The organism is Microbulbifer sp. VAAF005, from assembly GCF_030012985.1.
Classification (GTDB): domain Bacteria; phylum Pseudomonadota; class Gammaproteobacteria; order Pseudomonadales; family Cellvibrionaceae; genus Microbulbifer.
In genome coordinates this window covers 1,001,883-1,013,960 of the sequence record NZ_CP120233.1, presented here as the reverse complement: position 1 = coordinate 1,013,960, position 12,078 = coordinate 1,001,883, and the positions used below count along the sequence as shown (strand labels likewise).

The 12,078-nt window shown below is 46.7% G+C and carries 10 protein-coding genes and 2 pseudogenes; 11 read left to right on the top strand and 1 reads right to left on the bottom strand.

The features are described 5' to 3' along the window. Nucleotides 1-6 precede the first annotated feature (6 nt). Nucleotides 7-621 carry a sigma-70 family RNA polymerase sigma factor gene (locus P0078_RS04405; protein WP_282933264.1) on the bottom strand — a complete coding sequence of 205 codons (615 nt, stop codon included), beginning with the start codon at nucleotides 619-621 and terminating at the stop codon, nucleotides 7-9. Between the two features lie 251 nt (nucleotides 622-872). On the opposite strand from P0078_RS04405, the gene P0078_RS04400 reads away from it, so the two are divergent. The 11 genes and pseudogenes from P0078_RS04400 (at nucleotide 873) to P0078_RS04350 (ending at nucleotide 11,605) form a co-directional block, all read left to right on the top strand. After that, entirely contained in the window at nucleotides 873-1,304 is a 432-nt protein-coding gene (locus P0078_RS04400; RefSeq protein ID WP_282933263.1) for a nuclear transport factor 2 family protein, read from the top strand. Then, nucleotides 1,305-2,084: an SDR family NAD(P)-dependent oxidoreductase gene (locus P0078_RS04395; RefSeq protein WP_282933262.1), complete on the top strand. Its 780-nt coding sequence runs from the start codon at nucleotides 1,305-1,307 to the stop codon at nucleotides 2,082-2,084. Then, entirely contained in the window at nucleotides 2,084-3,334 is a 1,251-nt protein-coding gene (locus P0078_RS04390) for an NAD(P)/FAD-dependent oxidoreductase (protein WP_282933261.1), read from the top strand. The genes P0078_RS04395 and P0078_RS04390 overlap by 1 nt, the downstream gene beginning before the upstream one ends. 13 nt (nucleotides 3,335-3,347) lie before the next feature. Next, complete coding sequence (locus P0078_RS04385) at nucleotides 3,348-4,145, top strand: DUF1365 domain-containing protein (RefSeq protein WP_282933260.1); 798 nt, start codon at nucleotides 3,348-3,350, stop codon at nucleotides 4,143-4,145. Next, a pseudogene (locus P0078_RS04380) lies at nucleotides 4,142-5,408 on the top strand (class I SAM-dependent methyltransferase). Before P0078_RS04385 ends, P0078_RS04380 begins: the two are co-directional and overlap by 4 nt. 810 nt (nucleotides 5,409-6,218) lie before the next feature. Then, nucleotides 6,219-6,677 (top strand): BP74-related protein, encoded by a 459-nt coding sequence (locus tag P0078_RS04375; protein WP_282933259.1) that lies wholly within the window; start codon nucleotides 6,219-6,221, stop codon nucleotides 6,675-6,677. Between the two features lie 221 nt (nucleotides 6,678-6,898). Further along, a pseudogene (locus P0078_RS04370) lies at nucleotides 6,899-7,413 on the top strand (DUF2878 domain-containing protein). After that, complete coding sequence (locus P0078_RS04365; RefSeq protein ID WP_282933257.1) at nucleotides 7,406-8,140, top strand: hypothetical protein; 735 nt, start codon at nucleotides 7,406-7,408, stop codon at nucleotides 8,138-8,140. Before P0078_RS04370 ends, P0078_RS04365 begins: the two are co-directional and overlap by 8 nt. Before the next feature lie 122 nt (nucleotides 8,141-8,262). Further along, nucleotides 8,263-8,703 (top strand): YMGG-like glycine zipper-containing protein, encoded by a 441-nt coding sequence (locus P0078_RS04360; RefSeq protein ID WP_282933256.1) that lies wholly within the window; start codon nucleotides 8,263-8,265, stop codon nucleotides 8,701-8,703. Between the two features lie 471 nt (nucleotides 8,704-9,174). Continuing rightward, nucleotides 9,175-10,194 (top strand): NADPH-dependent aldehyde reductase Ahr, encoded by a 1,020-nt coding sequence (gene ahr, locus P0078_RS04355; protein WP_282933255.1) that lies wholly within the window; start codon nucleotides 9,175-9,177, stop codon nucleotides 10,192-10,194. A gap of 1,066 nt (nucleotides 10,195-11,260) precedes the next feature. Then, nucleotides 11,261-11,605, top strand: a complete 345-nt coding sequence (locus P0078_RS04350; protein WP_282933254.1) for a hypothetical protein — start codon at nucleotides 11,261-11,263, stop codon at nucleotides 11,603-11,605. The last annotated feature ends 473 nt before the right edge of the window (nucleotides 11,606-12,078 follow it).

Sequence of the window (12,078 nt, the reverse complement as noted above, 5' to 3'; positions counted from 1 at the left end):
CTAAACCTACTTGGCCAACCTCGCTTGTAACTTCTTTAGGGCCAGCCGCACGCGGGACTTTACCGTGCCCAATGGTAATTCCAGCTCCTTGGATATCTCACTGTGGGATTTTCCCTCCATATACGCCTTTTCCAAGACGTGGCTCTGTTCTGCCGGCAGGCTGTGCAGGCCTTCCGCAACTTCCTTTTCGTTGCGTCTTCTCTGTAGAAATATTAACGGTTGGTGTTCGGGGGTTTCATCCCAAACATCCATGGCTTCAATAATCTCGGCGTTTTGATGACGCCCGTTACGGCGCAACATGTCGATACGAGTGTTGCGCATAATGGTGAATATCCAGGTACTGGCAGAAGCCTTACTGACATCGAAGCTGGGGGCCTTGCGCCAGACTTTAAACAGGGTTTCCTGAACTAGCTCATCGGCGGCTTCAGCGCTAATTGCCTGAGTGGTGCGGCTGTGATGGAAACCCTTAATTAGTGGGGCAAAGTGGTGAAAGAGCTGCTCAAAGGACTGGCGATCACGCTCCGCACCGACTCGCGTCAGCAGGGCACTCCAGTCCTGGTCCTCTCTTTGTGGCAGTTTCACCGGGCCTATTTCACTTTTTGCTTGGGGGCTATGCGCCATGTTAGCGGTCTTTCTGTCGTTGTCGATACTCACGCAATCAAGCATGTCTGGAAATTAGTGTTGAGACCTGTTGTGGTACATCCGTGTACCACACTCTGCAACAGACTCTCAGGGGGAGACTTCCAAGTTGTCTGATAACTACTTACGCAGAGGGGGCATAACTGGATCTCCCTGGCCTACCTTTTATTAAGCGGTGATCCAACCGATGGGGTGTGGCGTATTTATCTGCAGCTTGAACAGTAAGGAATCCGATGATGAGCGCGTTGATTGAGGAGCTAGAGGAGTACTACAAAGACTTCCTGATGCAGGAAACTGGCAGCCTTGGATCACTATATAGCGACGATGTCATTTTTTGTGACCCGTTGCATCGGATAGAGGGATTGCCTGCTTTAAAGAGTTACTTTGCGGGAATGAGCAGGGGGCTTACCCAGTGCCGCTTCCAATTTGATGATCTGCCGGTGGTGGGCGAGGGCAGCGCCTGCCTTTCGTGGACCATGCACTACCGACACCAATCACTCAAAGGTGGACGCCCATTACAACTTCGTGGCTGTAGCCTGTTGCGTTACACCGATAAGATTCACTACCACGAGGACTTTTACGATATGGGTGCCATGGTCTATGAGCAGGTGCCGGTATTGGGCTCCTGCATTGGTTTTATCAAGTCGCGAATGGAGCGCAACTAAGTGTCCCAGGGGATTCGCGATAAAACCATCTGGATCACAGGTGCTAGTTCGGGTATTGGACGCGCGCTCACATTGCGCCTGGTGGAGCAGAATAATTTTGTGATTGCCAGCAGTCGCAGGCTGGATGCGCTGACGGAGTTACAGAACATAGCCCCCAGTCGCCTCAGGGTATTGGACTGTGACCTTAGTGATGATGCGGTAATGCCGGGAGTTGCTCGGCGATTAGCGGACTTCACAGATCACCTGGATATGGTGATTGCTTGCGCTGGTACCTGTGAATATGACGACGACCTTCAATTGGATATCACCATGTACCGGCGGGTTTTTGATGGCAACTTCTTTGCCTTGGTGAATACCTTGAAATGCGCGCAGCCACTGTTAGCCGCAAGCCGGTCTCCGGTATTTGCCGCGCTCGGCAGTCTCTCGTCAGTGGTACCTTTTCCCCGCGCCGAAGCGTATGGAAGTTCCAAAGCGGCGGTGGCTTATTTTCTGGAGTCGGTGCGCGCCGATACCAGCCTTACTCCACTTCGAGTGGTCCACATTCGCCCGGGGTTTGTCGACACCCGCCTTACCCAGCGCAATGACTTTGACATGCCTTTTTTAATGACTCCAGACCAGGCCGCCGAGCGCATTGAACAGGGGCTCAGTGGTGTTGGGCATACAGTCGATTTTCCCAAACGGCTCAGTTGGCCTCTGCGGTTTCTGGGTTTTTTCAGCTCAATCTGGTTCCGTTTTTGCGTACCCAAAATGACAAGAATCCGCACTCTAAGGAAGAATTGATGCGAATCGCTATTGTTGGCAGCGGCATTGCCGGTCTTACTGCCGCTTATCTATTGAATCGAAAGTACGATGTCACCCTGTTTGAAGCACAGGCACGCCTGGGAGGGCATACCGCTACGGTTGATATTGATGATGGGGGGCGCCGGTTAGCAGTGGATACCGGCTTTATTGTTTACAACGACTGGACCTATCCGAATTTTATTCGCTTGCTTAAAGAGCTGGGAGTTCAATCCCAACCCACCTCCATGGGCTTTAGTGTGCGCTGCGATCAGGAGGGGTTTGAATATGCGGGTAACAATCTCAACAGCCTGTTTGCACAGCGCTCGAACATCGTCAGCGCTGGGCACTGGCGTATGCTCTGGGACATTGTGCGCTTTAATCGTAATGCCCTCCGCGACTGGCAGGAGGGGAGGCTGGGCGAGACATTGACCCTGGGTGAGTATCTACCTGCGAACGGTTACTCCGCGGAATTCGCCAATCGCTATTTGGTACCTATGGGATCTGCTATCTGGTCTGCCAGTATGGCGCAAATGCTGGAGTTTTCTGTCAGTTTCTTTGTCCGCTTCTTTGTCAATCACGGCCTGCTCAACCTGGTGCGTCGCCCGCAGTGGCGAGTGATTAAGGGTGGGTCGCGTGAATATATTGATCCGTTAATACAATCTTTCGCAGATAAAATTCGCTTATCTACGCCCATTGAGGCCGTGCAACGCTGTCGAGAAGGTGTGAATGTTCGCACCGCTGCAGGGGAAAATCTGGAGTTTGATGCCGTTGTTTTCGCTTGCCATTCCGATCAGGCCCTTCAATGTTTGACCGACCCCAGCGGCAGTGAGCAAAAAATCCTGGGGGCTATACCCTATGCAAAAAATGCCGTGGTCCTGCATACAGACAGCACCTTGCTACCCCGTCACCGTCGTAGTTGGTCGAGTTGGAATTACCAATTGCGCAGTGAACAGGATGCACTGCCTGTTTTGACATACAACATGAATATACTTCAGGGCTTGAATACCGAGAAAACCTATTGTGTCACCCTGAATGCCGAAGAGCGTATCGATCCCAAGTCTGTGCTCGGTCGTTTTGAGTACGCCCATCCTCAGTTTTCTGTGGCCGGAACGCGAGCGCAACAGCAGTGGGATAGTATTAATGGTGTTAACCGCACCTGGTTCTGCGGCGCTTACTGGGCAAATGGATTTCATGAAGACGGTGTAACGAGTGCGTTGCGAGTGGCTCGGGGGTTGGGTGTTGACTGGTAAGGAGGCCGGTATCATGGAAAGTGCGATTTATACCGGGTGGTTGGAGCACCGGCGCTTTGCGCCCAGAGCTCATCAGTTTCGCTACCAGGTTTTTATGATGTACGTCGATCTGGCAGAGGTGGAAGCCATTTGCCAGCTTTCACCTCTTTGGTCCTCCCAGCGGCGGGCACCTGCGAGATTTTGTCGTAGTGATTTTTTTGGCGATGAATCCCTCAGTCTTGATGAGGCGGTTCGACAGCGGGTGGAGGAGGAAGTGGGAGAGCAGCCTTCCGGGCCTATTCGCTTGCTGGCCAATTGGCGCTACTTTGGCTACAACATGAATCCGCTCAGTGTTTACTATTGTTTCGATGCTGAGGGACAGAATGTGGATTGGCTGCTCCTGGATGTGCACAATACTCCCTGGAAAGAGCGTCACAGCTATGTTTTGGATTGCCGTAATAATACCAAGTTGCAAAAAGCGACCTTCGCAAAAACATTTCATGTCTCGCCTTTTATGCCCATGGCCCAAGGGTATCGATGGAGGGGGACAAAACCTGGAGAAAAGCTGACAGCCTACCTGCAAAATTTTGATGCGAGTGCCGATGATACAGAAGATGGCACTCGCCCAATGTTTGATGCAACCCTGAGTTTACAGCGCTGCGAAATTAGCGGCCGATCGCTTAATTCAATATTGATCCAGTACCCCTTGATGACCGTAAAAGTTATAGCCGCCATTTATTGGCAGGCACTGAAATTATGGGTCAAGCGTATCCCGGTATTTTCGCATCCTCGCGACGATGCTGAGGTTCAGGCAGGAGATAAACAACTATGAGAGCAGTTCAGGAAGTTGATCAGGCTTCGTCGTCAAAATCAGAAGTATCGGCACAGTCCTGGCTCGTTCGCCTGGCCCGCAAGCTGGTGTTGGAAAAACTCAAGGGTATTGATCGTGGCCACTTGCTAATTGAAGAGGGGGAGCAGTGTTACCACTTTGGCCAGAGGCCAGAAGAAGCAGAGATCTCGGCACATATTTGCGTACACGATCCATCCAGCTATATACAGGTGCTTTTAAACGGAACCATTGGTTCTGGAGAAGCCTTTATGCAGGGCGCCTGGACCTCAACCAATACCGTGGACCTGATTCGCCTGATGGTGGACAACATGGAATTGGTGGAAGGTATAGATAGCCGATGGAGCTATTTACCCCGGTTAGGCCTGCGCTGGTTACATCAGTTAAATGCGAATAACCGCAATGGCTCACGCAAGAATATTTCTGCACACTATGACCTGGGCAATGAATTTTTCCGGTTATTTTTGGACAGGACCATGCTGTATTCATCTGCGGTCTACCCGTCTGAAAATGCAACCCTGTTTGAAGCCTCAAATCATAAATTGGAACTGATCTGCCGAAAGCTAAAGTTAAAACCCTCCGATCACCTCCTTGAGATTGGTACTGGGTGGGGGGATGGCCATTCATGCAGCCAAGTACTATGGCTGTAAAGTAACAACCACTACTATTTCACAAGAGCAATATGACTATGCCCGTCAATGGGTAAAGCATGAGGGTTTAGATGATCAGATAACCCTGCTATTACAGGACTATCGGGACCTGAAAGGTCAGTACGATAAAATTGTATCGATTGAAATGGTGGAGGCAGTAGGGCACGAATTTCACAAGACCTTCTTCGCTGGTTGTAGCGAATTACTCAAAGAAGATGGCTTAATGGTGATGCAGGCAATCACCATTCGCGACCAGCGCTACCACGAGTATCGTAAAGAGGTCGATTTTATCCAGCGATATATCTTCCCTGGTGGCTGCCTGCCGTCTAATCAGGTTATCGCGGACCATATTGCCAATTCAACAGATATGCAGATTGTTGGACTCGAAGACATCACCGCCCATTACGCCCGCACATTAAGTGACTGGCGCAAAGCATTTCTTGAGCGAATTTCCAAAGTGCGCGAGTTAGGTTTTGATGAGCGCTTTATCCGTATGTGGGAATTCTATTTATGCTATTGCGAAGGGGGATTTTTGCAACGAGTGATTGGTACCGCCCAATTTGTGTTCGCCAAGCCCCGGTACTTAAGGGGCTTCTGAACAACTCCTTGATGCCGCTGTCTCGCAGAGCGGAGTGTGAATCGCTCTGTAATCCCTGAGGCGTGGACCTTATAGATCACAACTACTGTGTTGTCTTGCAAAGGGCTAAGCCTATTCGTGCCGAGCTGTGCCTAATATCTGCAGCCTTCAAAACCGTACGGAGTTATCCAGATTCTCCTTAGGTGGATCCTGTTAGTTTACCACGTAGGTAAATATTCTACTGCTAATTTTATATAAGGAGGGAGAGTGAATCCTTTGTTGAGCTGTTTGAATTTTATCTGGATTTAATTTGTTTGATAGAGTGGACGATAGAGTCTTCCTATATGATTTTTGTCAGTCAGGTTTGCAGTATGTTGTCTTGGTAAATCTATCTGTGCTTTGCTTTTTAATCTTGTGTGAGAATTGTAAAGGTAGTCTGCGATTTATTAGTTGTTTGTTAGGCCGAGCTGTCAGGGTAGGTGAAGCTCTTGATGATTAAAAATATAGGATGTGTTGAATCTTTGATGAGCTAAGATCAGTCTAGGCATGACATTATTCTATAAGATTAAGTTATTTTTATTGTTGTTATCTTGATGCTGATAAAGCTGTGGCTACTTGCGTTTTTTTAAGGTTTTGGAATAGTTGATAAATGTTGGTTTGTTGAGTGAAGATTTTTGTTAATTGTGCGTGTCGTTAGTTTGTTTTGGAATTTTTTCAGTTCTTAAAGTTTATTCTTTGGGGGGAATTGTGACCTGGCTGACATTCTGATATTTTTTGCTCCATTATTATCATTTCCGCGATCTGTATTACTTTACTCAATAGAGGCCGTTAATGATGAAAACCATAGTTCTTTCTTTATTCCTAGCCGTACTCTCTGTGTCTGTCGCAGCTTCAGAGGTGGTTTCTTTTTCAGCGTCAAGTCGAATAAAGGTGGCTTATTTTGAAGTGTCATTTAATAGTGATCCTGAAGAAACATTTGTTTTGCAGTTAACAGATCCGGATAAAATTAAGGAGGCTCGAAGAATACTCTTAAATGGAGAGGAGGCCTTTTATCACTTTATTGGTTATGTGGTTCCAGGGGAAACCTTTTACAATCCAGGCTGGAGTTTTCATGTGGATACTGACTCTATAGATTTTGCTGAGATATCCATTGAGGTTTGTGATTCTTCAGCACAGTATGTAGAGGACAACTGGGAAGAAGTCGGTGGCGCTTTTCTGCCAGGTAATATCTGGTGCCCCTGGAGTTCTACTCTGGTTAGAGAGCTTCATCTTTACTCTTTAGGACTGTAAATAGAACTTCCCATTCTTCATGAATGTATGATCCCTTATAGTTCAGCTATGAGGGGTCTCTATTAATATCCTGATTAATTCTGGTGTCTATAATAGGCATAACTTTCTTCCGGTAAGCTCTATAGGTGAGTCTGAAAAGGAAAGTGTTGGTAGGAGGTATAACTACTAAAAGACAGTGCAAGTTATCGCTGTGCTGTCGTTTTCCCTTGGAGGAAAGTGAAATGTGGCGTTTTGTCGCGAATGCCCTACTTTTCGATATCGCCTGGCCACTGTGTGTCATAGTGGCCAAGGTGTGGTTGGTGGTTCCCTTTACTCTGTTCAACCTTTTTGTACATCTGCGCTATATCGCCAATTTGCCCAGGGAACCGCTTTGGTTAGCGGGGGTGTTTATCTTTGGTGTGTCTATAGACTCTATCTTGTTTCATTTGGGGGTGATGCGAAATGACAGCGGTTCCTCCTGGCCTCCCTTATGGCTGATTTGCCTGTGGTTGAACTTTGCCATGACCTTGCGATACAGTTTGGTCTTCTTACAGAAAAATCTATGGTTGGCGGTAATCCTGGGTGGTTTTTTGGACCATTTAGCTACTTTACCGGTGCATTCCTAAATGGCACTGTGGAATTGCACAGACCTCTGTGGCAATCCCTGGGAATACTAAGTGTAATTTGGGCCTGCATCCTGCCATTGTTTGCCTATTTGGCAAGAAGGATTTGTCAAAAGGAGGTGAGCAATGCTTGAATTTATTGCGATGTCGGCTATTGCCGGAACTAACTGTCACTATGAAGGGCCTTTTCTGGCAAAAGGTTTGGCCTATGATCCGGATAATCAACAGTTGCAGTACTGCGAATATTATACTTCGCAAGATAATGGCGAAATAACTGTTTTCTACTATGCTCCCCAGGGTGATTTGATAGCAGAGAAAACCCTTCGAGAGCGAAATGGCCCCGCAGCTGGTCGCAGTGCCTTACCTAGTGCCACTCAAATAGATCGGAGGCATGGTGAAGTTCGTGAGGTCCTTTGGGATGACGGCCAGTGGATGATGCGCTATAAAGCCAACGAGGATGAAGCTTGGAAAGTAAGTTTGCGAGAGGCACGAAGTGTTGATGTAGTTGATGCAGGCTTTGACACCTATGTGCGTGACCACTGGGACTTATTGTCTTCAGGAAAAACTCTTAAATTCAATTTTGCTTCGCCATTGCATGGTCGATCGATAAAGTTGCGCGCTAAAGCAGTATCCTGTAGTCAATCCGCTAGTGATAATACCTGTATACGGGTGGATGTGGCCCAGCCTCTTATCCGTCTTTTCGTAGAGGACTTAAATCTTACTTACGATACAGACAGCCGGCGGTTAAAGAGCTTTAAGGGCATAGTAAATATCCTCGATCCACAAGCGAAATCCCAAGAGTTAGAAGTGTTTTACCAATATTCAATTCTGCCAACAGGAACCCTGCCTGCAGATCCATAGATAGAAGGCGCTCTGCACTAACAGCTATACGCCTATTGGGTTTGTTGTCCAGCGGGTCATTCATTTTTAGGCGCCTGACTGGCGCCAAGTTCTACCAGCAGCTAAACCTAAAGAAGAAAAGCGTGACAAGCTCACTATCCTGTGGTGAAAGCGATATGGGGTGTTTGATGAAGACTGCTATTTCTGCAACTGCTGGAATTATGATGTCGCTGCTTTACGGCTGTGCTGCTCAGCCAGAGCAGGTTCCCGGTGCCGGTGGAATTGTTATCGATACCTGGGGCGTTAATATGAATCAGTATCAAGCGGACCTTGCAGAGTGTAAGGGAATCGCTTACTCCACATACAGTGACCAAGGGCGTAGAACAGCTGCCGGAGCTGCAGGTGGAGCAGTAGTCGGCGGTGCGCTCGGTGCATTAGTCGGCGATAGTGGCCGTGCTGCGGTAGCTGGAGCCGGTGCCGGCGCGCTTGTCGGGGGCTTGTCAGGAGCAGGTAGTGCGAGCTCAGAGGCTACCTACATCATTAAAAATTGCCTGGTTGGTCGCGGATATCGAGTATTGAATTGATCTTCTGCGTAAAACTGCGGTCCAATTTTCCATCAGTCCTCTGCTATTCAGCAACCTCGCAGGACTTGGCACTGGCCGGGGGAAGTACCCCCGGCCTTTTTTCTGTTTTGCAGCTCTAAGGAGCCTCTGAACAACTCCGTGATACCTCTGGCATGCAGAGCGGTTCACAATCAAGGCGCGGCTTCGCAGGAATGTCTAGACCTTTCAAGAGGTCGCAACGCGGAGTGTGGATCGCTCTGCATGCCCCGAAGGGCGGGCCTTGAAGGCCGCAGAGGCATTACGGAGTTATTCAGAGGCTCCCTAATTCCAATCTTTTATTTTTTACCGGTTATCACTTTTAATTTTTATGCTAGATAGTAAGGCCGCCGGCTTACTAGAAAATAAAATTGTAAGGATGTAATAAAGTCCACAGCTGAATGGCGTCTAAACTTTTAAGATAATTTTCGATTTCCTTTTTTTGGGGAGCTCGCCATGTCTACTGCATCCACTATTAATGCCTATGCAGTCTTAGAGTCCGGTGGTCCATTTAAGACCTATCAAATTGCAGCAGGAGAGCTGGGTGCAACAGAGGTTGAATTGGAAATTATGTACTGTGGCATCTGCCATAGTGATTTGAGCATGATTGAAAATGAATGGGGTATTGGACAGTATCCGATGATTGCCGGTCACGAAGTTATCGGCCGTGTCACTGCGATGGGTGAGCAAGTAGCTCATCTTAAAAAGGGGACTGTTGTTGGGTTGGGTTGGAATTCTGGCTACTGTGAAACATGCCATACTTGCCGAATTGGTGATCTCAACTTATGTAGAGAGGCAAAGTTCACCATACTCACTAATGGAGGCTTTGCTGATAAAGCCAGGGCGGATATGAGTAGCCTGGTTGTTATTCCTGATGGTGTGGATTATGCATCGGCCGGCCCCCTTTTATGTGCGGGTATTACCGTATTCAATCCATTGGTCCAATTCGATATCAAACCCACTGACAAAGTGGCTGTAATTGGTATTGGTGGCTTAGGGCATCTTGCCTTGAAGTTTTTCCATGCCTGGGGGTGTGAAGTTACCGCGTTTACATCCAGTGAGGAAAAACGTAAAGAGGCCTTGGCTCTGGGCGCTCATAAAACACTGAATTCCCGTGATCCCGCAGAGATTCAAGCGGCGGCAATGAGCTTTGATTTTATTCTGTCAACTGTGAATGTCAGTCTTGATTGGGATCTGTATATCCAGGCTCTAAAACCAAAAGGGCGTTTACACTTTGTTGGAGCTGTAACTAACCCAATACAATTTACTCTATTTCCATTATTGTTTGGACAGCGCTCAATCTCAGCATCTCCTGTCGGCAGTCCCGGCACGATCGAAACCATGCTTGAGTTTGTAGCGCACCATAAGATTAAACCTGAGATAGAGATTTTTCCAATGAGCCAGATAGAAGCGGCATTTGAGCATTTAAAATCAGGTAAGGCTAAGTACCGGATTGTTTTGTCGCAGGAAGGGTAGGGTTGTATTTATATTGTAGTTGTAGTATTTGCTAATTGGTGCTTTTAGGGGTGGCAGTTGTCATGGTGCAAGGCGGGTGCTCATGTTCTTAACAAAAATAGAGATATGTAACAACAACTCACAAATCAGGAAGTATCAATCTTTGCATAGGAGTACCAAGTAAAATAGCTCTTAGAAGGTCTTTGGAGCAAGTTAACTTGGGGCCGAAGTCGTGAGCTGGTGAGGCATAAAGCATTTGTAATTACGACAAATATAGATTTGATCTAAAGGGCCCGTGGGGGTAATGAATTTACAAATCGGCTCACATGTTAACGCTTCCGTAGGGGGGATTATCTATCAATTAATATATATAAAGGAATACTTTTATAAGATTGCATATAAATTCAACCAATGACTAAGAAGAACTTTGAATTATTTCATTACTACTTAAAAGCTAGAGGTGAGCCTTACATCCACCAGTTGAACCAACCCTGCTTTTTAAGATTTCTTTCTTTATCCGCAACTGCCTATTTTCGTGCTGTAAATGTCTCAACGCTGAACCTTCGCTAGTATACAACCTTGAACGGATTCCTGCTTAAACCCGTTTATTCTTTTCATCGATTGCTGAACTGCCGAGCAGTTAGTTTCTCCTCAAATGCCTTAAGACTGTGTAGGCCAATGGCGCTGCGAAGGCAATTTTATATACCCAAATACGGCCTCTCGCGTGAAGGACCTTGTGAGAAAGCGATCGCCATGGAATTGCCCCTACTTTAATTAAGTGGAAAAAGTGTAGTCTTCTAATCTCCTTGGCCTCCGAACCCTAAGCATCCTCACCCTCAATTAACTGCCTGCGTTGTGAACTATACAGATTACTTATAAAGACATATACCTGGGCTTTCCATTAGCCATGAACACTACTTTATTAAAATCGAAATAAAATAAAGAGCAGGTTTCGACTATAAGGTGGTCTTCTCACGATTTTTTACGTTATACTTCGGCCGCCAAACTGAGCGAATCATGTATATCTAATTACAAATGGACGGTAAATATCGATATGATGAAACAAGTAAGTAGAACAATAGCAGCCTTGACTTTTCTATTAGGCTCAAGCATTACTTTTGCTTATGGGGATGGCGATGACCCTCTCTGCACCTATGGCTGCCTTATGTCATCTAGTGCGGAAATTACTGAAATAAGAGCGTATACCCACGTCGGAGATCTAGTCGTCGCCGTTGACACGGGGTTTGACGAGTGCCCAGAAGGTGGGTTTGTTGAGAGTAACTCCGATAATCGTGCAGAATTAACATCACTGCTGTTGAGTGCTTTTCATGCAAGCACTCAAGTGAAACTTCAGGTCTATAGAAGTAATGAATGGGGTGCTACATCAGGAAAGACACATTGTATGATTAGGGCTGTAAGACTGTACCAATAATAGGATTGGACAGTAGCTGCGGTCTGCCATGGCCTTTGTTGGCCATGGCATTAATTCTGTAGCAATTGATTTTCTTGCTTAGTCAAACTTAGGTGTTAAAAATAGTACTGAGGTGCAAATTATATTCATGTTGACTGCATTACTTCTTCCTTAGTGCATCATGGCCGAATCTTCGATGATATAAATAACTCACTCAGATTAATTTTTGCTTAAGAAGGATTATGTAGGCTTATAACTCAGTAGGCTTTTGCCCCTCAAAGGGAAAATTATCAAACTCAATACGCCGATAAGAACCTCTACGAAAACGAATTTGTGCTTAGTTTTATTTAACTGCTCCATTTTATCGATTGCTTCATTCGGGTCTTCGTATATTTGCTTTATTTCCTGCGCTTCATTTATTAAAAATGCCTGAAAGGCTGATATGTGTATATGGTTTTTATTGCTGAGTGTAACTCAAGCTGGTGGTTTAAAAG

Coding starts and splice junctions, on each gene's coding strand:
- P0078_RS04400 (WP_282933263.1), top strand. CDS start 873: ATGATGAGCGCGTTGATTGAGGAGCTAGAGGAGTACTACAAAGACTTC.
- P0078_RS04405 (WP_282933264.1), bottom strand. CDS start 621: ATGGCGCATAGCCCCCAAGCAAAAAGTGAAATAGGCCCGGTGAAACTG.
- P0078_RS04375 (WP_282933259.1), top strand. CDS start 6,219: ATGATGAAAACCATAGTTCTTTCTTTATTCCTAGCCGTACTCTCTGTG.
- P0078_RS04385 (WP_282933260.1), top strand. CDS start 3,348: ATGGAAAGTGCGATTTATACCGGGTGGTTGGAGCACCGGCGCTTTGCG.
- P0078_RS04390 (WP_282933261.1), top strand. CDS start 2,084: ATGCGAATCGCTATTGTTGGCAGCGGCATTGCCGGTCTTACTGCCGCT.
- P0078_RS04365 (WP_282933257.1), top strand. CDS start 7,406: ATGCTTGAATTTATTGCGATGTCGGCTATTGCCGGAACTAACTGTCAC.
- ahr (WP_282933255.1), top strand. CDS start 9,175: ATGTCTACTGCATCCACTATTAATGCCTATGCAGTCTTAGAGTCCGGT.